Annotated in this window: 29 protein-coding genes, 1 tRNA gene and 1 riboswitch; of the genes, 13 read left to right on the top strand and 17 right to left on the bottom strand. The window is 70.4% G+C overall.

Going from position 1 to position 25,121, the window contains the following annotated elements:
• The first annotated feature begins 13 nt into the window (after window positions 1-13).
• Window positions 14-655, top strand: a complete 642-nt coding sequence (locus tag IEX69_RS18635) for a response regulator transcription factor (protein ID WP_085018823.1) — start codon at window positions 14-16, stop codon at window positions 653-655.
• A 147-nt stretch (window positions 656-802) separates the two neighbouring features.
• The gene (locus tag IEX69_RS18630) at window positions 803-1,249 is read left to right on the top strand and encodes a TlpA family protein disulfide reductase (protein ID WP_157127101.1); all 447 of its coding nucleotides are present in this window, start codon (window positions 803-805) and stop codon (window positions 1,247-1,249) included.
• A gap of 154 nt (window positions 1,250-1,403) precedes the next feature.
• On the opposite strand, the gene IEX69_RS18625 is transcribed toward IEX69_RS18630, so the two are convergent.
• Together IEX69_RS18625 and purU are read right to left on the bottom strand one after the other, a co-directional pair.
• Window positions 1,404-1,829, bottom strand: coding sequence for a hypothetical protein (locus IEX69_RS18625; protein WP_085018825.1), 426 nt, complete (start codon window positions 1,827-1,829; stop codon window positions 1,404-1,406).
• On the bottom strand, window positions 1,829-2,686 hold the full coding sequence (purU, locus tag IEX69_RS18620; RefSeq protein WP_229756459.1) for a formyltetrahydrofolate deformylase: 858 nt from the start codon (window positions 2,684-2,686) through the stop codon (window positions 1,829-1,831). The genes IEX69_RS18625 and purU overlap by 1 nt, the downstream gene beginning before the upstream one ends.
• Before the next feature lie 208 nt (window positions 2,687-2,894).
• Here purU and IEX69_RS18615 point away from each other — a divergent pair, with 208 nt between their 5' ends.
• The 6 genes from IEX69_RS18615 (at window position 2,895) to IEX69_RS18590 (ending at window position 8,248) form a co-directional block, all read left to right on the top strand.
• The gene (locus tag IEX69_RS18615; protein WP_157127102.1) at window positions 2,895-4,100 is read left to right on the top strand and encodes an MFS transporter; all 1,206 of its coding nucleotides are present in this window, start codon (window positions 2,895-2,897) and stop codon (window positions 4,098-4,100) included.
• 2 nt (window positions 4,101-4,102) lie between these two features.
• Window positions 4,103-4,183: riboswitch (ZMP/ZTP riboswitch) on the top strand.
• A 45-nt stretch (window positions 4,184-4,228) separates the two neighbouring features.
• A complete protein-coding gene (glyA, locus tag IEX69_RS18610) occupies window positions 4,229-5,515 on the top strand; it encodes a serine hydroxymethyltransferase (RefSeq protein ID WP_276328903.1) in 1,287 nt (428 codons plus the stop codon).
• Window positions 5,509-6,390, top strand: coding sequence for a bifunctional methylenetetrahydrofolate dehydrogenase/methenyltetrahydrofolate cyclohydrolase (locus IEX69_RS18605; RefSeq protein ID WP_085018828.1), 882 nt, complete (start codon window positions 5,509-5,511; stop codon window positions 6,388-6,390). The genes glyA and IEX69_RS18605 overlap by 7 nt, the downstream gene beginning before the upstream one ends.
• 55 nt (window positions 6,391-6,445) lie before the next feature.
• Window positions 6,446-7,366 (top strand): aldose 1-epimerase family protein, encoded by a 921-nt coding sequence (locus IEX69_RS18600; RefSeq protein WP_229756458.1) that lies wholly within the window; start codon window positions 6,446-6,448, stop codon window positions 7,364-7,366.
• 104 nt (window positions 7,367-7,470) lie between these two features.
• Window positions 7,471-7,806, top strand: coding sequence for a DUF7882 family protein (locus IEX69_RS18595; RefSeq protein ID WP_085018829.1), 336 nt, complete (start codon window positions 7,471-7,473; stop codon window positions 7,804-7,806).
• Window positions 7,807-7,933: 127 nt separating this feature from the next.
• Window positions 7,934-8,248, top strand: a complete 315-nt coding sequence (locus IEX69_RS18590) for a DUF7882 family protein (protein ID WP_085018830.1) — start codon at window positions 7,934-7,936, stop codon at window positions 8,246-8,248.
• Here the strand turns inward: IEX69_RS18590 and IEX69_RS18585 are convergent.
• The 5 genes from IEX69_RS18585 to IEX69_RS18565 all read right to left on the bottom strand — a co-directional run bounded on the left by IEX69_RS18585 (window position 8,245) and on the right by IEX69_RS18565 (window position 9,606).
• Entirely contained in the window at window positions 8,245-8,595 is a 351-nt protein-coding gene (locus IEX69_RS18585; RefSeq protein WP_085018831.1) for a hypothetical protein, read from the bottom strand. The two genes, IEX69_RS18590 and IEX69_RS18585, sit on opposite strands and share 4 nt — an antisense overlap.
• A 31-nt stretch (window positions 8,596-8,626) precedes the next feature.
• Entirely contained in the window at window positions 8,627-8,893 is a 267-nt protein-coding gene (locus tag IEX69_RS18580) for a Txe/YoeB family addiction module toxin (protein ID WP_085018832.1), read from the bottom strand.
• Window positions 8,886-9,134 carry a type II toxin-antitoxin system Phd/YefM family antitoxin gene (locus IEX69_RS18575; RefSeq protein ID WP_085018833.1) on the bottom strand — a complete coding sequence of 83 codons (249 nt, stop codon included), beginning with the start codon at window positions 9,132-9,134 and terminating at the stop codon, window positions 8,886-8,888. The genes IEX69_RS18580 and IEX69_RS18575 overlap by 8 nt, the downstream gene beginning before the upstream one ends.
• Window positions 9,135-9,215: 81 nt before the next feature.
• Window positions 9,216-9,419 (bottom strand): hypothetical protein, encoded by a 204-nt coding sequence (locus tag IEX69_RS18570; protein ID WP_085018834.1) that lies wholly within the window; start codon window positions 9,417-9,419, stop codon window positions 9,216-9,218.
• Between the two features lie 114 nt (window positions 9,420-9,533).
• Window positions 9,534-9,606 (bottom strand) — tRNA-Lys (locus IEX69_RS18565).
• A gap of 730 nt (window positions 9,607-10,336) precedes the next feature.
• Here IEX69_RS18565 and IEX69_RS18560 point away from each other — a divergent pair.
• A complete protein-coding gene (locus tag IEX69_RS18560; RefSeq protein ID WP_085018835.1) occupies window positions 10,337-10,966 on the top strand; it encodes a DNA-directed RNA polymerase subunit beta in 630 nt (209 codons plus the stop codon).
• A 163-nt stretch (window positions 10,967-11,129) separates the two neighbouring features.
• On the opposite strand, the gene pstB is transcribed toward IEX69_RS18560, so the two are convergent.
• The 8 genes from pstB to IEX69_RS18520 all read right to left on the bottom strand — a co-directional run bounded on the left by pstB (window position 11,130) and on the right by IEX69_RS18520 (window position 20,324).
• Window positions 11,130-11,909 carry a phosphate ABC transporter ATP-binding protein PstB gene (gene pstB / locus IEX69_RS18555; RefSeq protein ID WP_085018836.1) on the bottom strand — a complete coding sequence of 260 codons (780 nt, stop codon included), beginning with the start codon at window positions 11,907-11,909 and terminating at the stop codon, window positions 11,130-11,132.
• A 32-nt stretch (window positions 11,910-11,941) separates the two neighbouring features.
• Window positions 11,942-13,039 carry a phosphate ABC transporter permease PstA gene (gene pstA / locus IEX69_RS18550; RefSeq protein WP_085018837.1) on the bottom strand — a complete coding sequence of 366 codons (1,098 nt, stop codon included), beginning with the start codon at window positions 13,037-13,039 and terminating at the stop codon, window positions 11,942-11,944.
• Window positions 13,036-14,127: a phosphate ABC transporter permease subunit PstC gene (gene pstC / locus IEX69_RS18545; protein ID WP_229756467.1), complete on the bottom strand. Its 1,092-nt coding sequence runs from the start codon at window positions 14,125-14,127 to the stop codon at window positions 13,036-13,038. Before pstC ends, pstA begins: the two co-directional genes overlap by 4 nt.
• 200 nt (window positions 14,128-14,327) lie before the next feature.
• Window positions 14,328-15,455: a phosphate ABC transporter substrate-binding protein PstS gene (locus IEX69_RS18540; RefSeq protein ID WP_085018838.1), complete on the bottom strand. Its 1,128-nt coding sequence runs from the start codon at window positions 15,453-15,455 to the stop codon at window positions 14,328-14,330.
• 166 nt (window positions 15,456-15,621) lie between these two features.
• Window positions 15,622-16,551 (bottom strand): NUDIX hydrolase, encoded by a 930-nt coding sequence (locus tag IEX69_RS18535; protein ID WP_229756457.1) that lies wholly within the window; start codon window positions 16,549-16,551, stop codon window positions 15,622-15,624.
• Window positions 16,548-18,728, bottom strand: coding sequence for an RNA degradosome polyphosphate kinase (locus tag IEX69_RS18530; protein WP_085018839.1), 2,181 nt, complete (start codon window positions 18,726-18,728; stop codon window positions 16,548-16,550). Before IEX69_RS18530 ends, IEX69_RS18535 begins: the two co-directional genes overlap by 4 nt.
• A 53-nt stretch (window positions 18,729-18,781) precedes the next feature.
• A complete protein-coding gene (gene mshD / locus IEX69_RS18525) occupies window positions 18,782-19,663 on the bottom strand; it encodes a mycothiol synthase (RefSeq protein ID WP_085018840.1) in 882 nt (293 codons plus the stop codon).
• Entirely contained in the window at window positions 19,632-20,324 is a 693-nt protein-coding gene (locus tag IEX69_RS18520) for a winged helix-turn-helix domain-containing protein (RefSeq protein WP_085018841.1), read from the bottom strand. Before IEX69_RS18520 ends, mshD begins: the two co-directional genes overlap by 32 nt.
• Window positions 20,325-20,376: 52 nt before the next feature.
• Here IEX69_RS18520 and IEX69_RS18515 point away from each other — a divergent pair, with 52 nt between their 5' ends.
• The 3 genes from IEX69_RS18515 to ygfZ all read left to right on the top strand — a co-directional run bounded on the left by IEX69_RS18515 (window position 20,377) and on the right by ygfZ (window position 22,598).
• Window positions 20,377-20,640 carry a hypothetical protein gene (locus IEX69_RS18515; RefSeq protein ID WP_157127103.1) on the top strand — a complete coding sequence of 88 codons (264 nt, stop codon included), beginning with the start codon at window positions 20,377-20,379 and terminating at the stop codon, window positions 20,638-20,640.
• Window positions 20,641-20,797: 157 nt separating this feature from the next.
• Entirely contained in the window at window positions 20,798-21,457 is a 660-nt protein-coding gene (locus IEX69_RS18510; protein WP_085018843.1) for a nitrobindin family protein, read from the top strand.
• Between the two features lies 1 nt (window position 21,458).
• Complete coding sequence (gene ygfZ / locus IEX69_RS18505) at window positions 21,459-22,598, top strand: CAF17-like 4Fe-4S cluster assembly/insertion protein YgfZ (protein WP_085018844.1); 1,140 nt, start codon at window positions 21,459-21,461, stop codon at window positions 22,596-22,598.
• A gap of 15 nt (window positions 22,599-22,613) precedes the next feature.
• Here ygfZ and IEX69_RS18500 read toward each other — a convergent pair whose 3' ends face one another.
• Window positions 22,614-23,423, bottom strand: coding sequence for a class I SAM-dependent methyltransferase (locus IEX69_RS18500; protein WP_085018845.1), 810 nt, complete (start codon window positions 23,421-23,423; stop codon window positions 22,614-22,616).
• Window positions 23,424-23,462: 39 nt separating this feature from the next.
• Here IEX69_RS18500 and IEX69_RS18495 point away from each other — a divergent pair, with 39 nt between their 5' ends.
• A complete protein-coding gene (locus IEX69_RS18495; protein WP_085018846.1) occupies window positions 23,463-24,221 on the top strand; it encodes a phosphoglyceromutase in 759 nt (252 codons plus the stop codon).
• 94 nt (window positions 24,222-24,315) lie between these two features.
• Here the strand turns inward: IEX69_RS18495 and phoU are convergent, their stop codons facing one another.
• On the bottom strand, window positions 24,316-24,972 hold the full coding sequence (phoU, locus tag IEX69_RS18490; protein ID WP_085018847.1) for a phosphate signaling complex protein PhoU: 657 nt from the start codon (window positions 24,970-24,972) through the stop codon (window positions 24,316-24,318).
• Between the last annotated feature and the right edge of the window lie 149 nt (window positions 24,973-25,121).

The raw sequence follows: 25,121 nt of genomic DNA, 5'->3' as shown, positions 1-25,121 counted from the left end.
ACTGTCGACCTCGATGCCTGCACCCCTCCGCCTCGCGATCATCGACGATCATCGGATGCTGCTGGCCGCCCTCAGCGAATGGGTGCGATCCTCGGCCGAGGACGTGGAGGTCGTGGCGGCGGTCGCCAGCTGGCCGGACCTGCTCGCCCACCCGGCCTTCCCGGTCGACGTCGCGCTGCTCGACCTCGACCTCCGCGACGGGCTTCCGGTGGTGGTCAAGCTCCGTGCGCTGCACACCGCCGGCGTCGCGGTCGTGGTCATGAGCACGTACTCGGAGCCCGCGATCGTGCGGGACGCCCTCGCCTCCGGCGCCCTGGGGTACCTGCTCAAGAGCGAGGACGCGAGCACGATCGTCGAGGCCGTCCGGACGGCCGCCGCCGGCGGCTCGTTCCTCTCGCCGCGGTTGACCGCCGCGCTCGAGGCGTCGACGGCATCCGACCTCGTGCTCTCGGACCAGGAGCGGCGCGTCATGGCCCTCTACGGGTCCGGGCGGTCGGTCGAGCAGGTCGCCTCGGCCCTGCACGTCAGCAGCGAGACGGTGCGCTCGCACCTGAAGCGCATCCGCGACAAGCACCGCCGCGCGGGCATCGACGTCAGCAGCAAGATGGCCCTCCGCGCCCGCGCCCTCTCCGAGGGCCTCCTCGCCGACGACTGAGTCTAGAGTGAGGATGTGTCAGTATCCCGAAAGCGAGTGACCGCGATTCTCTGCCTGGCCTTCGGTGTGGCGTCCTCCTGGGCCACGGGGTGCTCGGAAAGAGCGGAGATCGCGACCGGGCGATCGTCGGTCGTGGGTGAAGCGAGCATGACCACCTTCGAGGCCGGGGAGCGCGGCTCGCCCGTCGAGTTCTCGGCTGTCGCTGTCGACGGACGGGAGGTCACGGCGCCGAGCGGATCGGTCGGGACCGTCATCCTGTTATGGGGTTCATGGTGTGCTCCCTGCCGCGCCGAGGCGACGGAGGTCGGAGACGCGGCTCGACGCCTGGCCGACGAGGGGATCGACGTCATCGGCGTGGCCGTTCGGGACACCGCCGCGGGCGTCGACGGCTTCGTCGAACGGTTCGGGGTCGACTATCCGGTGGTGCTCGACGATGACGGGCGCATCCAGGTCGACCTGGCCGAACGGACCGTACTGGGTGGGGTGCCGACGACTCTCGTGCTGGATCGGGAGGGACGCATCGCGTGCCGGATCGTGGGTCGGCTCGACGCTCGAACGCTGGAGACAGCCGTGGCCGGCGTCGTCGACGGGTGAAGCGCGCCGCTCAGGCCATCCGTTTCGCTGCCTCTTTGACCTTTCGCGTGCCCACTGACCCCGCGAGACGCCAATCAGGGCGCGAAAGCGGTGGCGGGCTCAGGGCGCGAAAGCGGCGGCGGGGCTCAGGGCGCGAATGCGGCGGAGGCGGGGCTCAGGCGGAGGGGCGGGGCGGGCGGGGCGGGAGCCAGGCGGTGAGGAGGAAGGCGATGTCGATGAGAAGGGTGACGATCGCGGTGGCGCCGTAGAGGGGGTCGCCGGTGACGAGGTCGGCCACCTGGATCGCCGACGCGATGAGCGACACACCGGCGAACACGGTGCCGACGACGCGGGCCCAGCGTCGACGGCGGTGCAGCCCCACGAACACCCACGCGTAGAGGGCCGCCACCACGACGAGCGCGACCACCGTGACCAGCACGGGCGGGAGGGAGCCGTCCGTCGCACGCACACCGACCGCCGCCGATCCCGTGATGAGCGTGATCCCCAGGAAGCGCACGACGTCCCAGACGAACGAGATGAGCGTGATCGCGCGCAGCCGCGCGGCCACGCGCTCCGGGAGCAGCGGTTCGAGGACGCCCATCAGCGGAAGATGATCGTGCGCGCACCGTCGAGCAGCACGCGGTCCTCCGCGAACCACTTCACGGCGGTCGAGAGGGTGCGGCTCTCCTCGTCCTGCCCGATCGAGACGAGCTCGGCGGGCGTGCGCGTGTGGTCGACGCGCACCACGTTCTGCTCGATGATCGGTCCCTCGTCGAGGTCGCTGGTGACGAAGTGGGCCGTGGCGCCGATGAGCTTCACGCCGCGCGCGTGAGCCTGCTTGTACGGGTTCGCGCCCTTGAAGCCGGGCAGGAATGAATGGTGGATGTTGATCAGGCGGCCGGCGAGGCGCTCGCACAGCTCGGGCGAGATGATCTGCATGTACCGGGCGAGCACCACCAGCTCGATGTCGTGCTCCTCGACGACCCGCATCACGCGGTCCTCGAACGCCGCCTTCGACGCCGGGTCGGTCACCGGATGCGCCTCGAACGGAACGTCGTAGAACCCGGCGAGATCGCGGAGCACCCCGTGGTTCGACATCACGAGGGGGATCTCGACCGGCAGCTGGCCGGCGCGCTGGCGGAAGAGCATGTCGTTGAGGCAGTGCGCCGCGGTCGACACGAGCACCAGCGTGCGCAGCGGACGCCCGACCACGTCGAGCCGGAAGTCGAGGTCGTAGCGCTCGACCACCGGAGCGAACGCCGCCTCGAGCTCGGCCCGGGTCGCGGGCGTCTCCACCTGGAGGCGCATGAAGAAGCGCCCCGTGTCGGCCGAGGAGAACTGCTGGCTCTCGGTGATGTTGCCGCCCGAGGCGACGACGGCCCCGCTGACGGCGTGCACGATGCCGGGCTGGTCGGCGCACACGAAGGTGAGAACCCAGTGGTTGTGCGGTGTCGTCACGCGGCTCCTCTTCCTCGTCTTGCCCGTCCAGGGCACCCCGATAGGATATCGAGTGGCCGGACCATCCCGTTCGGCCCCGGGCATGTGCGAGGGCGTGTGGTCGGCTCGCGATCCGCGGCCGGCGACGTCGGGTCGCCAGGCAGCCGATCCAGGCATCCTCTGTCCGCCGTTCACGAGATCACTACGTGGTGCGCCGATGACGAGGACGATGTCCATCCCGACCGTGACCAAGACCCCGGCCTTCCCCTGGGGCGGCCTGCTCGTGCTCGCCTCCGCGGTGTTCCTCTCGGTGACGGCCGAGATGATCCCCACCGGGCTCCTGCCCGAGATGAGCAGCGACCTCGGCGTGAGCCAGTCGCAGACCGGGCTCCTGGTCAGCGCGTTCGCCTTCGCGGTCGTGGTCACGAGCGTCCCGCTCAGCTTCGTGTTCCGCCGGGTGAGGCGGCACACCCTGACCGTCGGCGTCATCATCGCGATCGGCGTCCTGAGCGTCGCGGCGGCGCTCGCGCCGACGTTCGAGGTGCTGTTCGTCGTCCGCGTGTTCTCGGGCATGGCGCACGGCGTGTTCTGGTCGGTGGTCGGCGCCTACTCCGCCTACCTGGTGCCGAAGGAGCAGCTGGGACGCGCGGTGTCGATCACCACGGCCGGCGGCACGCTCGCCTTCGTGCTCGGCGTACCGCTCTCGAGCGCCGTCGGCCTCGCCTTCGGATGGCGGGTCCCGTTCGTCGGGATCGGCGTGCTGGCGCTCCTCGGCGCGGTGCTGATCTGGTGGCTGCTGCCGCGCGTCACCCGCCCCGATCCCGTGAAGCGCTCGGAGCGGACCCACCGGTTCGACCCCAGCATCCCGGGCATCGCGCTCGTCTGCGTGCTCGCCGCGGTGACGATGATCGGCAACTACACCTTCTACACCTACATCGTGCCCTTCCTCACCGACATGGTGGGCGTGCCCACCGCGCAGATCGGGACGCTGCTGTTCGTCTACGGCGCGGGCGGTGCGGTCGGCGTGCTGCTCTGCGGATGGGTGTTCGGCAAGCGACCGCGGCGAGGGCTCTTCCTCGGCCTCGGTCTCACGGCGCTGTCGATCGCGGTCCTCGCGCTGTTCCCGTCGGATCCCGTGCCGGCGCTCGCGGCGTTCACCCTCTGGGGCGTCGTGTTCGGGATGGTGCCGACCCTGCTCGCGACGCAGCTCATGCATGTGGCCTCCCCGGGCATCCGCGACCAGGCCAGCGCGTTCTACTCGACCGCGTTCAACACGGGCATCGGCGGAGGCGCCATCGTCGGCGCGATCGTGCTCGACGCCGCCGGGCTCGGCAGCCTCGCCTGGGTGTTCCTCGGCTGCCTCGCCGTCTCGTTCGGGCTGCTCTTCGTCAGTCCCGCGCTCACCGCCTGGTCTCAGCGCAGGAGCGTGCGGTAGGCTCGGACCGTCGCAACTGGCGCTCAGATGGTCACCATCGGGGAGCGATGACAGGGATTCGGCCGCGCGCCTGGGTCGATACGGAATCCGACTTCACTCAAGTCCGTCTTGTCACGAAGGAGCCAGCCTTGTCCGACCGCCTGCCCTCGACCTTCACCGATCCGCTGTCGTCGGTCGATCCCGAGATCGCCCGTGTGCTCGAGCTCGAGCTCGGCCGCCAGCGCTCCACGCTCGAGATGATCGCGAGCGAGAACTTCGTCCCCCGTGCGGTGCTCGAGGCCCAGGGCTCGGTGCTCACGAACAAGTACGCCGAGGGCTACCCCGGCCGCCGCTACTACGGCGGCTGCGAGTACGTCGACGTCGCCGAGCAGCTGGCGATCGACCGCGCGAAGGCCCTCTTCGGTGCGGGCTTCGCCAACGTGCAGCCCCACTCCGGCGCCTCCGCGAACGCGGCCGTGCTCTCCGCGATCGCCAACCCCGGCGACACGATCCTCGGCCTCGAGCTCGCTCATGGCGGCCACCTCACGCACGGCATGAAGCTGAACTTCTCGGGCAAGCTCTACAACGCCGTCGCCTACGGGGTCGACCCCGAGACCTTCCGGGTCGACATGGACGTCGTGCGCGAGAAGGCGCTCGAGCACCGTCCGCAGGTGCTCATCGCGGGCTGGTCGGCGTACCCGCGTCGGCTCGACTTCGCCGCGTTCCGTGCCATCGCCGACGAGGTGGGCGCGAGGCTCTGGGTCGACATGGCCCACTTCGCCGGTCTCGTGGCCGCGGGACTGCACCCGTCTCCCGTGCCCTTCGCCGACGTCACCTCCTCGACCGTGCACAAGACCATCGGCGGCCCGCGGTCGGGCTTCATCCTCTCCAACGACGCCGACATCGCGAAGAAGCTCAACAGCAACGTCTTCCCCGGCCAGCAGGGCGGCCCGCTCATGCACGTGATCGCCGCCAAGGCGACGGCGTTCAAGCTCGCCGCGGAGCCGGAGTTCGTCGACCGCCAGGAGCGCACCCTCCGTGGTGCGCAGATCCTGGCCGAGCGCCTCACCGCCGACGACACCCGCGCTGCGGGCGTCGACGTGCTCACCGGTGGCACCGACGTGCACCTCGTGCTCGCCGACCTCCGCGAGTCGGAGCTCGACGGCAAGCAGGCCGAGGATCTGCTGCACGAGGTCGGCATCACGGTCAACCGCAACTCCGTGCCGTTCGACCCCCGTCCTCCCATGGTGACGTCGGGCCTGCGCATCGGCACGCCCGCCCTGGCCACCCGCGGCTTCGGCGACGAGGAGTTCACGCAGGTCGCCGACATCATCGCCGCGGCCCTGACGCCGAACCCGGATGTCGCCGCGCTGCGCCAGCGCGTCGAGAACCTGACGGAGGCGTTCCCGCTCTACCCCGGTCTCGAGCAGTGGTAGCGGCTCGCCTCGACGGGATCGCCACCGCGGCGGCGATCAAGGCGGAGGTGGCCGAGCGGGTCGCCCGTCTGCGCGAGCAGGGGATCGTGCCGGGCCTCGGCACCCTCCTGGTCGGCGAGGACCCGGGGTCGGTCAGCTACGTCGGCGGGAAGCACCGCGACTCGGCCGAGGTCGGCATCGAGTCGATCCGCGTCGACCTGCCGGCCACCGCCACGCAGGACGAGGTGTTCGCCGCGATCGACGCCCTGAACGCCGATCCGGCGGTCACCGGGTACCTGGTGCAGCTGCCGCTGCCCCGGGGCATCGACGAGCACGCCGCCCTGCTGCGCATCGACCCCGCGAAGGACGCCGACGGCCTGCATCCGACCAACCTCGGCGAGCTGGTGCTCGGGGTCGAGGGCGAGCTGCAGACGCCGCTGCCGTGCACCCCGGCGGGCATCGTCCAGCTCCTCGAGCGCAACGGGGTCACCCTCCCCGGCAAGCACGTCGTGGTGATCGGACGCGGGCTCACCGTCGGTCGGCCCCTCGGCCTCCTCCTCACCCGCAAGGGCGTGGATGCGACGGTCACCCTCACCCACTCCCGCACGCCCGACCTCGCGGCCGAGGTGCGGCGGGCGGACGTGGTGGTCGCGGCCGTCGGCGTGCCCCACCTGGTGAAGCCCGATTGGGTGAAGCCGGGCGCGGCCGTGCTCGACGTCGGCGTGACCCGTGTCGGCGTCACCGAGTCGGGCAAGGCCAAGCTGGCGGGCGACATCGACCCCGCCGTAGCCGAGGTGGCGGGTTTCCTCTCGCCGAACCCGGGCGGCGTCGGGCCGATGACGCGGGCGATGCTCCTCGCCAACGTGGTCGCCGCGGCCGAGCGCTCGCTCGTCTGACCACGGCCGAGCGCTGGCCCCGGGCTGAGACGAGCCCGGGGCTAGGCTGGGGCGCGTGAGCGCTGCGACCGGTTCCCAGTACCTGCTGACCCTCGACGCCGACGGGCACTCGGTGCGGGCGATCGTCACCGAGCTGGCCGCCGGCATCCGCATGCTGGAGCGGGACGGGCACGCCCTCGTCGAGCACTACGGGGAGGACGAGATCGCTCCGCAGGCCGCGGGGATCGTCCTCGTGCCGTGGCCCAACCGCATCGCCGGCGGGCGGTGGACCTACCGTGGGGCCGTGCAGCAGCTCGACATCACGGAGCCCGCGCTCGGCAACGCCAGCCACGGGCTGCTCCGCAACACGGGGTACCGGCTCGTGGAGCAGGAGGCGCATCGCTCGCTGCAGACGGCGTCCGTGTTCCCGCAGCACGGCTACCCGTTCCACCTGGAGACCTTCGTCGAGCACGCCCTCACCTCCGACGGCATGACGGTCACCCACACGCTCGTGAACCGCGGGGAGACGGAGGCGCCGGTCGCCGTGGGCGCGCATCCGTACCTGCGGGTCGGTGACACCCCGCTCGACGACTGCACGCTGACGGTGCGGGCGGAGCGTCGCCTGGTGGTCGACGCGGCCCAGATCCCGACGGGCAGCGAGGGTGTGGCGGGAACGGACGCCGACCTGTCCGGCGGGCGTCGTGTGGCCGATCTCGACGTGAACCACGCCTACGCGGGTCTGGCGGAGAACGACGGCCGCTTCGTGCAGACGCTGACCGCGCCCGACGGGCGTGTCACCGAGCTGTGGGCGGATCCCGACTTCGGGTACGTCCAGGTGTTCACGCCGCGCTCCTTCCCGCCCACCTCGGGCGGCCGCCGGGCGGTCGCGCTCGAGCCGATGACCGCGCCGGCCGACGCCTTCAACTCCGGGGAGGGCCTGCGCTGGCTCGCGCCGGGGGAGTCGTGGACGCTGTCGTGGGGCATCCGCGGCCGGTGACCGTGCCCGCCCCCTGCCGACGTGCTGGGATCCCCCGGGATCCCCTGGATCCGCCGTGTGACGGCGGGCGGCGCGCGTAGGATCGAAGGGACGGAAGGCGGTCCATGGGCGTGCTGTACTACGGGGCGGACGGCTCCGAGCTCGAGTTCGACGATCGTCTGCTCGCGCATCTGAAGGTGGTCATCGTCGGCAAGCTCCGGCGCCGGGAGTCGTTCACGCTCTCCTGGGAGCTCGAACACGCGCAGGGGAGCGGTCGGGAGACGATCTGGCTCGACCCGTCGATCGCGCTCCGTTTCCGCTTCTTCGGCGGCCGGCCCCCGCAGCTCAACCGGGCGTGGATCGACGCCCTCACCAGGACGGCGAACAAGGGCGACATGCGCCTCGTCCCCGAGCCGATGCCCGGCGATCCGATCGCGAACCCGCTCGGCGACTTCACCTGACGCGGAGGGTCGGACTAGCTTCTGTCAAGCCCCTCATCTCGATTTTCTGGGCTGAGTACCCTTTTGTAGGCTCCGATCCTGAGAGGTCTCCTCGCCTCTCCTGATCAGGAAGCGGCACACTCGAGCGTTGGGCACCCTCATCTACGGACCGTCGGCGACGGAGATCGAGTTCGACGATCGGCTGCTCGCGCACCTGCGCATCGTCATCGTCACGAAGATCCGCAACCGCGAGCCCTTCTCGCTCTCCTGGTCGATCGACACCAGTCGCGGCAGCGGCCGCGAGACGCTGTGGGTGCATCCCTCGATCCCGATGCGCTTCCGCTTCGACGACGCGCGGCCCGTCCCGATCAACCGCACCTGGCTCCAGGACCTGCTCTCTCGCGCCAACGCCGGCGACCTCACCGTCACCCCCGAGCCCGCCCCCGACCCCTCCGCGGCCTAGTCGAAGCGCGCGACCTCCTCGATGAGGCCGACGATGTTGTCGTTCATCTCCTCGAGGTCCTCCGCGGGGATCCAGTACTCGAGGATGGTCTCGCCGCCGACCTGCTGCACGTCGTAGCGGTCGAGGAAGGCCGTGCGGACGTGGAAGCGCGTGACGTAGCCGACCCCGGAGGCCTTCACGTTCCACTCACGGGCGATGCGCGTCGCGTAGTCCTCGTTGAGGACGGGGTAGAAGATCGGCTGGTCGGGCAGCCGCGGAGGCCACCGTCGCGAGCCCGAAGCACGGACCAGCTCGATCTCCTCGGGACCGGTGGGCCGCCACAGCTCGACCGTCTCCTCCTCGCTCATGCGAACGATCCTGCCATCCGCCGGGGCGCGATCAGTAGTGGTACCGCGCCTGCAGGATGACCACGAGGTCTCCGTCGACGAGGTAGACGAGACGGTTGGCCTCGTCGATCCGCCGCGACCATGCCCCGGCGAGGGCGTGCTTCAGGGGTTCCGGCTTGCCGATGCCGTCGAACGGATCGTCCCGCAGGACGTCGTCGATCAGCAGGTTGATGCGGCGGAGCGTACGTCGGTCTTGGTTCTGCCAGTAGAGGTAGTCCTGCCAGGCACCGGCCGTCCAAGCGAGCTTGCGCTCACTCACGGGTCAGGTCGTGCTCCACGACGTCGCCGGAACGTGCGCTGTCCATGGCCTCGAGAAGACGTCGAGCGTTCTTGGGCGACCGGAGGAGGTAGGTCGTCTCGACCAGCGCGTCGTATTCGTCCTTCGACATGAGCACCGCCGATCCGCGCTTGGACGTGATCTCGATCTCCGTCTGGTCGAGGTTCACGCGCTCGATGAGACCAAAGAGGTCGCTGCGCGCCTCGCTCGCCGTGATGGCCATGCTCTCCTCCTGTCTTGTACGAGATATCGTACCACTGGACCGGGTGTGACCCGAAGGGTTCCCGTGCTCCGCGGGAGTCGCTCAGGCGGGGAGGCGGGCCTCGAGGGCGGCGATCCGCCGCTCGAGATACTCGATGTAGTCGGCGTAGAAGGCGGCCTTGGCCTCGAGGCGGTCGAGGCGCGGGCCCGTGATCGAGACGTCGTAGTGCCAGGGCGTCTGGAGGGGGTGACTCGCGTCGATCGCCTGGACGGAGGTGCGGAACGTGTGCGGGTAGACGTCGCTCATGCCGAGCAGCCTAGAGCGCCATCGACGGCATCGGGCGGGTCGGGGCTGGGGCCGCGCGGCCCGCGTCTGAACGCGCGAGGTGGCCCGGAGGCTCGCGCGGGCGGCGGCGACGGGTGGGCCCGGTGGGGCTCGAACCCACGACCCGCGGATTAAAAGTCCGATGCTCTGCCAACTGAGCTACAGGCCCGATGGGTCCAGAGTACCCGAGCGGCGGTCGCCCGCCGCGCGGATCTGACAGTCCTGGTGGGCTCCCACACGCGGAGGTCGCCACGAGCGTCACATCCGCTCGCGCCCGGAGAGGGAGCGTGCGGCAAAGCGCACGCACTGGGCGGAGGGAGGACGGCCGGCGCGCGTCGGCAGTCACGCGGATGTGGCAGTCGTGGTGGGCTCCTGTCCGACGAGGTCGCCACGAGTGTCAGGTCCGCCAGGGCCCGGAGTGGGAGCGTGGGGCGGAGCTCACATGGTGCGGAGCGAGGACGGCCGGACGTGCGGATTTGACGGTCGTGGTGGGTTCCAGCCTGCGAGGCCGCCACGAGTGCCAGATCCACCCGTGGCACGGGCTCGAGCGCGGCGTGAGGTTCGAGCGTCGGGTGGCGCGCGGTCGGATGCTGCGCGGATTTGACGGTTGTCATGGGCTTTCGAGCGAGGAGGGCGCCATGAGTGTCAGATTCGCCCGCGCCAGGGGCACCAGCGCGGCGGGACGGTCGAGCGTCGGGCGGCGCGCGGTCAGATGCTGCGCGGATTTGACGGTCGTGGTGGGCTCCCGGGCGGGGAGGGCGCCACGCGTGTCAGATCCACCCGCGCCGCCAGCACGAGCCGCGGCGAGCACGATCGAGGAGCGCACGGGCGGCGGCAAGGGGGTTCGCGGGGAGCGTGATCGGGAGCGGGGCGGGCGGGGAGGGCCTAGCCTTGGGCGGGTGACAGACGACTTCCGCAAGCCCGTGCTGTTCGGCTCGAGCGCGTTCGAGTCCTTCCAGGGCGGCGACGACCCGGCGCAGATCTCGCGGGTGGCCCACGAGACCGCCAACGCCCTGATCAACCGCGTGCGCGAGGCGCCCGACGAGCAGATCGTCCAGCGGCTCGTCGCCTTCACCGACGAGCACGGCATCGATGCGATCGCCGAGCTGTGGTCGCGCTCGGCGCCCCGGAGCCTGCCCGGGAGCCTGTGGCGGCTCTACCTGCTGCGGGCGCTCATCCGTCAGGACCCGGAGCAGACCAGCTTCACGTTCACCCGCGGGACCGACCTGCTCCGCACGATCGACCCGGTCGTGGCGGGCGCCGAGACGCCGACGGGCCCGAAGGAGGTCACGGACCTCGCCGACCGGATCCTGCGGGGCGTGTTCACCGGCGACTTCGCCGTCGCCCTCGACCGCGCCGCCGCGTTCTGCCGGATCATGGCTCAGGGCTGGGCGTCGCTCGCCGACGACGCCGAGGTGCTCGACCCGCAGCGCGGGAGCGAGCTCACCACTCGCGCCGCTCGGTTCGAGGAGTACGCAGGGGATCTTGCGGGTTCTGCCAGGCTCTGGCGTGGCGGCTCGCTGGAGTGACGGTAGGGTAGAGGGCGGTCGGGTCGCAGTAACCCCGGGCTCCAATTTCAGCCGCTTCGAGCGGCCTTTCGCCGAGAGGCGTTCTGCGGCCCGGCTCTCGACTTCAGACGAAGGCCCCGCATCCAGCACGGATGCGGGGCCTTCGTCGTTCAGCGGCTGCGGTTCATCCGAAGCGGCCGGAGACGTAGTCCTCCGTCGCCTGGACGCCCGGGTTCGAGAAGATCGTCGAGGTGACGTCGTACTCGATGAGCTTGCCGGGCTTGCCGGTGCCCGCGATGTTGAAGAAGGCGGTGCGGTCCGAGACGCGTGACGCCTGCTGCATGTTGTGGGTCACGATGACGATCGTGTAGTCCTGCTTGAGCTCCTCGATGAGGTCCTCGATCGCGAGGGTCGAGATGGGGTCGAGCGCCGAGCAGGGCTCGTCCATGAGAAGCACGTCGGGGGAGACCGCGATGGCGCGGGCGATGCAGAGACGCTGCTGCTGGCCGCCCGAGAGACCCGAGCCGGGGAGCGCGAGGCGGTCCTTCACCTCGTTCCAGAGGTTGGCGCCGCGGAGCGAGCGCTCCACGAGGTCGTCGGCATCCGACTTCGAGATGCGCTTGTTGTTCAGGCGCACCCCGGCGAGGACGTTCTCACGGATCGACATGGTCGGGAACGGGTTCGGGCGCTGGAACACCATGCCCACCTGGCGGCGGACCAGCACGGGGTCGACGCCTGCCGCGTACAGGTCGTTGCCGTCCACGAGCACCTCACCCTTGACGTGGGCGCCCGGGATCACCTCGTGCATCCGGTTCAGGGTGCGGAGGAAGGTGGACTTCCCACAGCCGGAGGGGCCGATGAACGCGGTCACCGTGCGGGGCTCGATCTGCATCGAGACGCCCTCGACGGCGAGGAAGTCACCGTAGTAGACGTTGAGGTCGTTGACTTCGATTCGCTTCGACAATGCAGTGTGCTCTCTCTGTATGCGATCGGGTGCTAGCGGGCGCCCTTGGGCGCGAAGACCTTCGCGACGATGCGGGCGATGAGGTTGAGGATGATCACGAGGATCACCAGGAGCAGGGCGGCTCCCCACGCCGAGGCGTTGGAGGCGTCGATGTCCTGGCTGGGGAACTTGTAGCCGACGTACGCCATGACGGGGAGCGTCTGCATCGGGCCCTCGAACGGGTTCGCGTTGAAGTTGTCGGTGAAGCTCGCCGCCATGAAGATCGGCGCGGTCTCGCCGATGACGCGGGCGATCGAGAGCATGACACCGGTGATGATGCCCGCGATCGCGGTGGGGAGGACGACCTTCACGATGGTGAGGAACTTCGAGACGCCGAGCGCGTAGGACGCCTCGCGGAGCTCGTTCGACACCAGGCGCAGCATCTCCTCGCAGGAGCGCACGACGATCGGGATCATCAGGACGGAGAGGGCGACGGAGGCGGAGAACCCGGAGAAGGCCTTCGGGCCGACGATGAGCGAGAACAGCGAGAACGCGAACAGGCCGGCCACGATCGACGGGATGCCCGTCATGACGTCGACGAGGAAGGTGACGGTCCGCGCCATCCAGTGCTTCGGCTGGGCGTACTCGACGAGGTAGATCGCGGTGAGGATGCCGATCGGGATCGACATGAGAGCGGCGATGCCGGTGATGATCAGCGTGCCGACGATCGCCTGGAGGGCGCCGACCTGCGTGGTCACCTCCAGCGTGTCCGGATCGAAGACCGACCCCGTGGTCTGCGTGATGAAGTCCCAGTTGATGACGCCGATGCCGTTCGTGACCACGGTGAGGACCGTCGAGACGAGGGGGATGAGCGCCAGGAGGAACGCGACGGTGACGAGCCCGCGCACCACGCGGTCCAGCGCCTTGCGGCGGTTCTCGACCACGCTCGAGAGGATGGCGAGGGCGACGAGGTAGAGCACGGCGGTGAGGACGAGCCATCCGGTGATGCTGAACCCGGCCAGCAGCTGGATGACGGCGCTCACGGCAGCTGCGCCGGCGAGCGTGTACCACTCGACGAAGCGGGGCAGCTGGCCCGTCGTCAGGGTGTTCGTGATCGGGCCGCTGGGGCGCCGCGGGCTGATGGCGGTCACTGGTCGCGTCCTTCCGGGTTGCGATCGCGTTCGATGTCGACCTCGTCCGAGTCGCCGATCACCTCGTCCTCGGCGGCGGCATCGGCGTCGCGGTGGGCCACGGGGCCCTTCGCGGCGTCGGCGGCCAGCACCGTGGCCGAGTCCGACGGAGGGAGCTGCGTGATCCGCCGCTTCTTCCTCTTGCTGACCGTGCCGGGAGCCGACCGTGCGGTGATCCAGCGGGCGATCATGTTGACCGCGAGCGAGATGACGAAGAGCAGGAGACCGGTCGCGATGAGGGCCTCACGCTGGAGCGTGGTCGCGATCGGGAAGTTGAGGGCGATGTTGGCGGCGATGGTCTGCGAGTTCTCACCCTCGGTGAGCATCCGCACCGACACCAGGATCGCGGGGGAGATGATGAGCGCGATGGCCATCGTCTCGCCGAGCGCACGGCCGAGGCCGAGCAGCGTGGCGCTGACGATGCCGGAGCGGGCGTAGGGGAAGACCGCGAGTCGGATCATCTCCCACTTGGTGGCGCCCAGGGCGAGCGCCGCCTCCTCGTGGAGACGAGGGGTCTGCAGGAAGATCTCGCGCGAGATCGAGGTGATGATCGGCAGGATCATGACGGCGAGGACGATCGCCCCGGCGAAGATGGTCGATCCGGTGGTGGACACCTGGCCACCGAAGAGCGGGATCCAGCCGAGGTAGGTGTTGAGCCAGTCCGACAGCGGGAGCAGGAAGGGGCGGATCACGATGATGCCCCAGAGGCCGAACACGATCGACGGCACGGCGGCGAGCAGGTCGACCAGGTAGCCCAGCACGCCGGCGACGCGGCGAGGGGCGTAGTGCGAGATGAAGAGGGCGATGCCGATCGCGACCGGCGCACCCATGATGAGGGCGAGGAACGACGCCCAGATGGTTCCCCAGATCAGCGGGCCGACGTACGACCAGAAGTCGCCGTATCCGCCGGTCGGACCCGAGTTGAGGTCGGGGTTGTTCTGCCAGTCGGCGGAGATGGCGGGCACCGCCTGCACGATCAGGAAGATCGCCACGCCCGCCAGGATGACCATGATCGAGGCCGCGGATGCGGTCGACAGGCCCTTGAAGATGCGGTCGGCGGGACGCGCCTTGACCCGCGTGGATCCGGACCCTGAGGATCCGGATCCACGCGAGGATCCACCGGACGACGTCCGCTCGCTGGATGCGACACCATTCGGAAGGCTCCGGACAGCTGTCTTCTCGCTCACGGTTCTCTTTCTCGAGGGGGTCGCTCTAGGCGAGCGGACGCCGGTGGGATGTGGTGCTGGACCTACTTGACGAGCTCGAGGCTGGTCGCGATCTGGCTGAGGAGGTCGGCCGGCAGCGGAGCGGAGCCCGCGTTCTTCGCGGCGACCTTCTGGCCGGCGTCGGAGGTGATGAAGCCGATGTAGGCCTTCGTCAGCTCCGCCTGCGTGGCGTCCTTGAAGGTGGTGCAGAGGATGTCGTACGAGACCAGCGGGATCGGGTAGGAATCCGCGCCGGTGATCTTCGTGTAGTCGATCTTCTGCGCGAGGTCGCCCTTGGCGCCGCCGGTGACGGGGGTCGCTCCCGCGGCGAACGCGTTGGTCACGCCGTCGGCCGAGAACTCGGAGAAGTCCTTGCTGTCGCCGACCTGGATGGCCGCAGCCGAGAGGTCGCCGATGGCGGAGTGGTCGGCGTAGCCGATGGTGCCGGTGCCCGCCTTGACGGTGTTCACGACGCCGGAACCGCCCTGCTGGGCCGAGGTGCCCTCGATCGGCCACTTGTTGCCGGGCTTGTTGGTCCAGATGCTGGGCTGCACGGCCGACAGGTAGTTCGTGAAGGTCGTCGTGGTGCCCGAGCCGTCGGAGCGGGTCACGGTGGTGATCGGGCCGGCCGGGAGGGCCTTGCCGCCGTTGTCGGCAGCGATCGCGGGGTCGCTCCAGTCGGTGATCTGCAGCGCGAAGATCTTGGCCAGGGTCGCCGAGGAGAGCTTCAGGTCGGTCGTGCCGGGGAGGTTGTAGATGATCGCCACGCCGTCGAGGTAGACGGGGATGTTGATGGCGCCGTCGGGGCCGCACAGCGTCTGCGCCTGGGTGGTCTGGTCGGCGTTCAGGGGCGAGTCGGAGCCCGCGAAGTCGTACGAGCCGGCGAGCCAGTTGGTGACGCCACCGCCGGAGCCCTGCGACTTGTCGTAGTTGATGGTGACACCCTTGGCCTGGGCGGTGAACGCGGTCGTCCAGGCGGCCTGGGCGTTCGCCTGCGCGCTCGAGCCGCCGGCGGTGATGGTGCCGGACAGCGAGCTGTAGTCGACGGCGGGGGTGGTCGCGGTGGCGGACGAGGTCGACGGCGTCCCGGACGAGTCGGACGCGCACGCGCTGAGGGCGACAGCCGAGACGAGGGCGAGGGCCCCCATGGCGGCGACGTTCTTGAACTTCACTGTGTTCCCTTTCGAGATGGGTATCCGCTCGCGTCCACCGGAACAGCGGCCACGGGCGCGCACGGTTCGGGTCGGTGCTGACCCGTCTGGAACACTAGGTCCGGTCATTGACCAGGCTCCTGCCTCCGGGTGAACGGCAGGTAAACGGAGATCTCCGATCGGAGGGTCAGTCCTGGGGCGAGTGGGACTCGATGGTGATGATGCCCGCGCCGGGCTGATCGGCGGACAGGTGCACCACGCTGAAGCCGCCGACCGGGAGGTCGCCGGAGCGCGACACCGTCGCGGCCCGCTCGGTGCCGGTGGCCAGGGCGATCTCGCGCACGATCTCGGGCAGGACGGGGCCGTGACTGCACAGCACGGCGGTGCGCTTCTTGCGCAGCCGCTTCTCGATCTCGCCCCGCACGTCCGAGGAGCCGTCCTCGTAGGCGTCCTGGGCGATGGCGTCGGTCAGTCGCACCTCGAGGGAGAGCGCCTTCGCGACGGGGGCGATCGTCTGCCTGCACCGGCGCGCGGTGCTGCTCACCAGCCGCTTGGGCGCGTAGGTGCTGAGGGTCGGGACGATGCGCTTCGCCTCGCCCCGTCCGCGCTCGGTGAGCGGACGGTCGGCGTCGGGTCCGGAGAACTCCCACGCCGGGACCGCCTTGGCGTGGCGCAGCGCGATGATCGCGAAGGTGCGCGTCACGCCCTGCTCGGCCAGCATCCGGAGCCGGGCGACGATCTCGCCGTCCCGGTCGTAGGTCAGCGCGCCGATGGCCTTGTCGACGGGCAGCCACTCGAGCCCCGCGATCTCGGCGTTCGGCTTGAAGCGCGACGCCTTCACCTGGGTGTCGGTGACCTCGGCCGCCCAGTAGTGCACGACCTTCTCGCGGCCGTTGGGCATGGTGTAGTTCGTCACGCCGAGCGGCACCCCGAGGTGGACCGCCAACCCGGTCTCCTCCGCGACCTCGCGCACCGCGGTGACCGGGAGGGTCTCGCCCGGGTCGACCTTGCCCTTGGGCAGCGAGACGTCGCGGTGGGTCGTGCGGTGGACGACGAGGACCATGAGCTCGCCGTCGACCATCCGCCAGCACACCGCCCCGGCGGCGTAGACCGTCACCGCGTGGTGCCCGGTCGCTTGCGGCGGCTGATCTGGATCATCAGCTCGTCCTGCATGTCGACGAGCGGGGCGCCGTCGGCGTCGTGATCGCGCCGCGTCCACGTCCCGTCGGCGTCGAGCGACCAGGAGGCGGTGCCATCGCTCATCGCGAGCTGGAACAGTCCCTCGATCTCGCGCAGGTGCGCGGGGTCGACCAGGCGGACGAGGGCCTCGACACGGCGGTCGAGGTTGCGGTGCATCATGTCGGCGCTGCCGATGTAGACCTGCGGATCGCCGTCGTTCACGAACGAGAAGACGCGCGAGTGCTCGAGGTAGCGGCCGAGGATCGAGCGCACCCGGATCGTCTCGGACAGGCCCGGCTGTCCGGGCTTCAGGCCGCAGATGCCGCGGACCCAGATGTCGATGGGCACGCCGGCCTGGCTCGCCCGGTACAGGCCGTCGATGATGGCCTCGTCGACGATCGAGTTGACCTTGATCCGGATGCCGGAGGGCTTGCCGGCGAGGGCGTTCGCCTCCTCCTTGGCGATCAGCTTGAGCAGCCCCTTGCGCAGGTGGAGCGGCGCGACCAGCAGGCGGCGGAACTTCTTCTCGATCGCGTAGCCGGAGAGCTCGTTGAACAGCCGGGTGAGGTCCTTGCCCACCTGGTCGTCCGCGGTGAGGAGACCGAGGTCCTCGTAGATGCGCGAGGTCTTCGGGTTGTAGTTGCCCGTGCCGATGTGGCTGTAGTGGCGCAGGCGCCCCTTCTCCTGCCGCACGACGAGCGCGAGCTTGCAGTGCGTCTTGAGGCCGACCAGGCCGTACACGACGTGCACGCCCGCCTTCTCGAGCTTGCGCGCCCAGGTGATGTTGGCCTGCTCGTCGAACCGCGCCTTGATCTCGACGAGGGCGAGCACCTGCTTGCCCGCCTCGGCCGCGTCGATGAGCGCCTCCACGATGGGGCTGTCGCCGGAGGTGCGGTAGAGGGTCTGCTTGATCGCCAGCACGTCGGGATCCGCGGCGGCCTGCTCCAGGAACGCCTGCACGCTGGTCGCGAACGACTCGTACGGGTGGTGGACGAGCACGTCACCGCGGGAGATGGCCTTGAAGACGTCGGCCTTGGTGTTCGGCTCCGGGGGAAGCAGCTGCACCGCCGTGGTCGGGACGTGCTTCGGGTACTTCAGGTCCGGGCGCTCGATGCGGGTGAGGTCGAAGAGTCCGCCGAGGTCGAGGGGAGCAGGGAGGCGGTAGACCTCCTGCTCGGTGATGTCGAGCTCGCGCACGATGAGGTCGAGCGTGACCGCATCCATGTCGTCGGTGATCTCGAGGCGGATGGGCGGCCCGAAGCGGCGCCGGAGGAGCTCCTTCTCGAGGGCCTGGATGAGGTTCTCGGTCTCGTCCTCCTCGACCTCGACGTCCTCGTTGCGGGTGACGCGGAACACGTGGTGCTCGATGACCTCCATGCCGGCGAAGAGGTCGCCGAGGTGGTTCGCGATGAGGTCCTCCAACGGGAGGAACCGCACGTCGCCCACCGACTCCGCGGGATCGACGCGGATGAAGCGGCCGAGCACCGGCGGCACCTTGACGCGGGCGAACTCCTCCCTGCCGGTCTTGGCGTTGCGCACCCGGACGGAGAGGTTGAGCGAGAGTCCGGAGATGTAGGGGAACGGATGCGCCGGGTCGACCGCGAGCGGCATCAGCACGGGGAAGATCTGCTGGCTGAACACGTCGCGGAGGCGGGCGCGGTCGTCGTCGTCGAGGGAGGCCCAGTCGACGATGTGCACGCCCGCGTCGTCGAGGGCGGGCTTGACGAGGTCCTGGTAGGCCCTGGCGTGGCGCTCCTGCAGACGGTGGGCGGTGATCGAGATGTCCTCGAGCACGTCGGACGGGCGGCGCCCGTTGTTGGTGGGCACGGCGAGCCCCGTGGCGATCCGGCGCTTCAGGCCCGCCACACGCACCATGAAGAACTCGTCGAGGTTGCTGGCGAAGATGGCCAGGAAGTTGGCGCGTTCGAGGACGGGGACGGACGGGTCCTCGGCGAGCTCGAGCACACGCTGGTTGAACGCCAGCCAGCTCAGCTCCCGGTCGAGGTAGCGCTGATCGGGGAGCGGCGAGCCGTCGGAGGCCAGGGCGAGCTCGTCGTAGTCGTCGTCGAAGTCGGTCACGATCCCGGCGTCGAGCGAGATCTGGTCGTCGTCCATGGCTCCATCATGTCATCCGACGGCGGCCCGCCGAGGCCCGGTTCGCGGGCGGATCAGGATGCGCGCGGAGCGTCGCGCCGGTACTGCACGTCGACCGTGTGGTCGGTGAATCCGAGGGAGCGGTAGAGGGCCATCGCCGCGGTGTTGTCACCGTCGACGTAGAGGGCCGCGTGCCGCATGCCCCGCTCGGCGAGCCGGGCCAGCCCGGCGCGCGTGAGGAAGCGTCCGAGCCCCCGCCCGGCCTGGTCGGGGGAGACGCCCACCACGTACACCTCGCCGACGTCGTCGCCGGGCTCGATCTTCAGCCAGATGTAGCCGGCGAGGTCGTCGCCCTGCCGCAGGAGGAGGAAGTCGCCGGCGTCGAACCAGTCCTCGCGCATCCGGGCGCGGACGTCGTCGGCGGTGATGCGCCCCTGCTCCGGGTGCGACCTGAAGACGACGGCGTTGAGCTCGACCCAGTCGGTCAGGTCGGCCGCAGGGTCGAACGCGGTGAGTCGGTAGCCGTCCGGGGCGGGGACCCCGGTGCCGGGCTCGGAGAGCTCCCGGCGGAGCTGGTAGAGCGTGCGGACGGGCTCGAAGCGGTAGCGGGCGGCGAGGTGCCGGGCGGCCGGGTGATCGCCGTGCGCCCACGCCAGCAGGGTCGAGGTGGGGCGGCTCTGCAGCACCAGCTCGACCAGACGCGCGCCGAACCCCTCCTGGCGCCACTCGGGGTCGACGACGAGCTCGAGCTCGTCGGCCGAGAGGACGGCCGCGCCGATGGTGGTGCCGTCGGACTCGGCGAGCAGCAGACTCCGCTCGCCCGTCATCACCTCGACGAGCGCCTGGTCGTTGAACGGCGGCTGCCCGTCGACGAGGAGCGCCCGGGAGACGAGGTGCTCGAGAGCCTCGCCGCCCTGGGCGGGGTCACTGAGCGAGAGGCTGAGCCGGCCGCTCATCGTCGTCCTCGAAGAAGTTGAAGCGGTAGCCGACGTTGCGGACGGTGCCGATGAGCGACTCGAGGTCGCCGAGCTTCGCGCGGAGGCGCCGGACGTGGACGTCGACCGTGCGCGTGCCGCCGAAGTAGTCGTAGCCCCACACCTCGCTGAGCAGCTGCTCCCGCGTGAAGACGCGCGAGGGGTGCATCGCGAAGAAGCGCAGCAGCTCGAACTCCTTGAAGGTGAGGTCGAGCGGGCGGCCGTGCACGCGGGCGGAGTAGCTCGCCTCGTCGATGACGACGCCCGAGGCCTGGATCTTCGACGTCGACTGGTCCTGCACCTGGCGGCCGATCGAGAGCCGGATGCGCGTGTCGACCTCGGCGGGCCCGGCCGACTCGAGCACGACGTCGGACGCACCCCACTCGGCGCTGACCGCGGTCAGCCCGCCCTCGGTGAGCACGAGCACGACGGGGACGCCGACGCCGGTCGAGCTGAGGATCTTGCACAGCGACCGCGCGCTGGCGAGATCGTGCCGGGCGTCGACGAAGATGAGGTCGCAGTTGGGCGTGTTGACCAGCTGCGACGGCTCGGCGGGGATCTGCCTCGTGCGGTGGCTGAGCAGCGACAGTGCGGGGAGCACCTCGCGATCGACCGTCGAGGTCAGGATCAACAGCTGCGCCACGAACGATCCTCCCGATGAGACTGTCGCCCATCCTATCGGGCAGAATGGGAGCGTGAATCTGCTGCTGAGGAGCGCCCTCCCCGTGTGGGCCGTCACGCTCCTCGGCGCAGCGGCCGTCCTGGTGTTCGTCCCGCGCGCGGATCACCTCGTCTTCATGCCGATCGTCCTGGGTGCGGTGCTGGTCGTGACGTTCGCCGTCCAGCTGCTCATCCCCGTCCGGCGCGGGTTCGTCGACCGCGTCTCGGCGAGCGTCGGGGGAGCGGTGGTGCTCCTCCTGCTGGCCACCGCGATCGCCCTCCTCCTTCCCGCGGCCTGACCCCGGGGCGCAGCGGATAGGATCGAGGCATGTACGTCGCTCTCGAACTCCTGTTCGTCGGTCTCCTCGGACTCGCGAGCCTCGCGATCGCCTGGGTCTCCGGCACGGTCGTCTACAAGCTCTTCCGCGGCCAGCGCTGACGCGAGGGGATCGTCACGTGATCGAGATCCCCACAGGGCTGCCCGCCGAGCTGGTGCCGCTGTCGTGGCTCATCGGCGTCTGGGAGGGCACCGGAGTCATCGACTACGTCGTCGGTGAGGAGCACGTCACCCACGAGTTCGGCCAGCGCGTGAGCTTCAGCCACGACGGCCTCCCCTACCTCAACTACAGCTCGTTCGCCTGGCTGCTGCCCACGCAGCCGAAGGCGGACGACGCCGGCGACGCCGAGGGCGACACCTCCGAGGCCGCCGCCTCGCTCGAGACGACCCCCCTCACGGCGGAGTCGGGCTACTGGCGGCTGAGCCGGACCGCCCTGGAGGGTGACCCCGGTCCGGGCATGCTCCCCGGGGTCGGGGCCCGGCCCTTCACGACCGCGCAGTCGGTCGAGGCGCTCCGCACGTCGGGCGGCGACTTCGAGGTCGAGGCCTCGATCATCCATCCCACGGGCGTGAGCGAGCTCTACCTGGGCCGCGTCGCCGGTCCGCGCATCGATCTCGCCACCGACGCCGTGCTGCGCTCGGCGACCGCGAAGGAGTACTCCGCCGCGACGCGGATGTACGGGCTCGTCGAGGGGCATCTGCTCTGGGCGTGGGACATCGCCGCCCTCGGGCAGAGCATCCGCACGCACGCCTCCGCCCGGCTGGCCAAGGTCGACTGACGTGACCTCGCCGTTCCTCGGCCTCCCCGGCGCGGTGCGCTCCGAGGGTGCCGACGAGGGCGTCCCGGCCCACTACGGCAACCCGCTGATCGAGCAGCGCCGTCTGTCGAGCGACCGGGGTGCGATCGTCGACCTGTCGACCCGGGGGGTCGTGTCGGTGACCGGTCCCGACCGGCTCAGCTGGCTCGACTCGATGACCAGCCAGAGCATCCGCGATCTGGCCCCCGGCGAGTCCGCCGAGACGCTGCTGCTGGATGCGCAGGGGCACGTCGAGCACGCGATCCGGCTGATCGACGACGGTGCCACCGCGTGGCTCCTGGTCGAGACCGCGGAGACGGCGCCTCTCGCCGCCTGGCTCGACCGGATGCGGTTCATGCTGCGGGTCGAGGTGTCCGACCGCTCGTCCGACCTCGCGACGATCGGGTCGATGACGCAGGACGGCGACCTCCCGGCCGAGCTCGCCGCCGTCGCGGAGACGACGGGCGACCTGCTCCTGAGCTGGCGCGACCCGTGGTCGGAGCTCGTCGCCGGAGGGGTGCAGTACGCCCAGGCCGACGAGCATCCGGCGGCGACCTGGACGTGGCGGGAGACCCTCGTGGCGCGCGAGCGGCTGCCGGAGCTGGCGGCCGCGGTCGCCGACGGTCGGCTCGACGCCTCCGGCGTCCTCGCGACGGAGGCGCTGCGGGTCGCCGCCTGGCGCCCCCGGTGGTCCACCGAGGTCGACGAGCGCACCATCCCGCACGAGCTCGACTGGATGCGGTCGGCCGTCCACCTCGACAAGGGCTGCTACCGGGGTCAGGAGACCGTGGCGAAGGTCCACAACCTCGGCCACCCGCCGCGCCGGCTCGTCATGCTGCACCTCGACGGGGCCGATGCGGTGCTCCCCGCACCCGGCGACGAGGTGGCTCCTCCCGAGCCCGACGCGGACGCCGTGGGTCGCATCACGAGCGTCGCGACGCACTTCGAGTGGGGACCCATCGCGCTCGCGGTGCTCCGCCGGTCGACCCCGGTCGACGCACCCCTGGTGGTGCGCACCGGCGAGGGCGAGGTGGCTGCGGTGCAGCAGACCATCGTCCCGCCGGAAGCCGGTGCCGCCGTGGGCCGGATCCCGCTTCCGAAGCTGGGGCGCCGCCGGCGCTGAGCCCGCCCCACCCGGTCAGCGGGGTGCGACCGCCTCCCACGGTACGGTGAGCTCGCCGAGACGCAGGCGTCGCCGCGTGCTGAGCACGGGCCACCCGGCGGCTCGCAGCGCGTCGGCGCTCGCGATCCACCGCTGCACGGGGCCGTAGGTGCCGAGGGCGGCGTTGTGCTGCCAGGCGCTGTCGAGGTCGACGAGGAGCTCGTGGATCCGCTCTCCCGGGACGTTGCGGTGAATGAGCGCCTTGGGGAGCCGCTCGGCCACGACCGAGGGTCGATCGAGATCCGTCAGCCGCAGCGACAGCGAGAAGGTTCGAGGGCCGTCCGCTGTCACGGAGACCCAGCTGCACACCCTCCCGACCTCGTTGCAGGTGCCCTCCACGAGCACGCCCTCCGGCTGCAGCCTCGACGTCATCCGCTCCCACGCCGGGGCGACGTCCGCCTCGGCGTACTGACGGAGCACGTTGAAGGCGCGGATCACCGCGGGCCGCCGGCCCTCCGGCGTCGGCACCTCGAACCCGCCCACGGCGAACGACACCGCCGCGTCGCGGGCGAAGGTGCTGCGTCCGTCGCGGACGTCGGCGAGCTGGGACGTGGCACGGGCCACACGCTCGGGGGAGATCTCGAGCCCGAGCACGGACACGTCCTGCCGCACGCGGGCCAGACGGGCGTGGAGCTCGAATGCGGTGACTCCGCTCGCGCCGTAGCCGAGGTCGACCACGAGCGGATCGTCGGTCCGGCGCAGGACGTCGAGCTGCGCGATCCACCGGTCGACCCGTCGCAGCCGGTTCGTGCCGGTCGTCCCCCGGGTGATCTCGCCGATCGGCATGACCCCATCCAAGCACGCCCCGAACCGTAGGATTGGAGCATGCCTACTGAGCCGTACACCCTCATCCTCCTGCGCCACGGCAACAGCGAGTGGAACCAGAAGAACCTGTTCACCGGCTGGGTCGACGTGCGACTCAGCGAGCAGGGCGTCGGGGAGGCCAAGCGCGCCGGTCAGCTGCTGGCCGAGTCGGGCCTCCTGCCCGACGTGCTGTACACGTCCCGGCTCACCAGGGCCATCCAGACCGCGGACCTCGCGCTCGCGGAGGCCGACCGCCTGTGGATCGACGTCAAGCGCTCCTGGAGGCTCAACGAGCGCCACTACGGCGCGCTCCAGGGCAAGGACAAGGCGCAGACGCTCGAGGAGTACGGCCCCGAGCAGTTCAAGGTGTGGCGCCGCTCCTTCGACGTGCCGCCGCCCCCCATCGCCGACGACGACCAGTGGTCGCAGTTCGGCGACCCGCGCTACGCCGACCTCGGCGACGACCTGCCCCGCACCGAGTGCCTGAAGGACGTCATCGAGCGCATGCTGCCGTACTGGCACTCCGACATCACCGGCGACCTCGCGGCAGGCCGCACGGTCCTCGTCACCGCCCACGGCAACTCGCTCCGCGCCCTGGTGAAGCACCTCGACGGCATCTCCGACGACGACATCGCCGAGCTCAACATCCCGACCGGCATCCCGCTGGTGTACCGGCTCGACGAGTCCTTCTCGCCCATCGCCCCCGGGGAGTACCTCGACCCCGAGGCGGCCGCCGCCGGCGCCGCCGCCGTCGCGGCGCAGGGCTCCGGCTCGAAGTAGGGTCCGCTCGCGGCAGACCCCGCCGAACAGCGAGAAGGCGCCCTCCCGGTCGATCCGGAAGGGCGCCTTCTCGCTGTTCGAGGCGGGGGAGCGGTCAGCCCTCGCCGGGTGCGGGCCAGTCGCCGTTGACGAGGTACTGCACCTTCTTCGCGATGGAGATCGCGTGGTCGGCGAAGCGCTCGTGGTAGCGGCTCGCCAGGGTCACGTCGACCGTGTCGACGGCCTCGCCCTGCCACGCGGCGCCGAGCACGGCGTCGAAGACCGACACGTGCAGCTCGTCGATGCGGTCGTCGATGTCGCGCATCTGCTCGAGGATCTCGAGGTTCTCGGTGGCGAGCAGCTCGGTGAGCTTCGCCGCCACGGTGACGTCGAGCTCGCCCATCTCGGCGAACGTGGCCCGGAGGACCTTCTTCACGACCTTGTCGGGGTAGCGGTAGCGGGCGAGCTGCGCGATGTGCTCCGCGATGTCGCCCATGCGCTCGAGGGAGGCGCTGACCCGGAGGGCGGTCACGACGACACGCAGATCGCGGGCGACCGGCTGCTGGAGCGCCAGGATGCCGATGGCGAGCTCGTCGAGCCCGGCGGCGAGCGCGTCGATCTTGGCGTCGTCGGCGATGACCGACTCCGCCATGCTGACATCGGAGTCGTTGAACGCCTTCGTGGCCTTCTGGATGGCCACCTCGACGAGCTTCGAGATCTCGATCAGGCGCTCCTGGACCTCTCGGAGCTCCTGCTGGAATACCTCACGCATGCGTGTGGACCTTTCTGTCCGACCGCACGCCCAGCGCGCACGGTGAAGGCGCCGCACAGGGCGCCGGCCAGGCAATCCTCGCCACGCCATGTGAACGAAGGGTGTGGTTATGGTGAACACTCTTCGAATGGACGGCTCCGGCGAGGCAA

Origin of the sequence: Cnuibacter physcomitrellae, assembly GCF_014640535.1 — a bacterium.
Lineage (GTDB): Bacteria > Actinomycetota > Actinomycetes > Actinomycetales > Microbacteriaceae > Cnuibacter > Cnuibacter physcomitrellae.
This window is presented reverse-complemented; position numbering and strand designations above follow the sequence as displayed.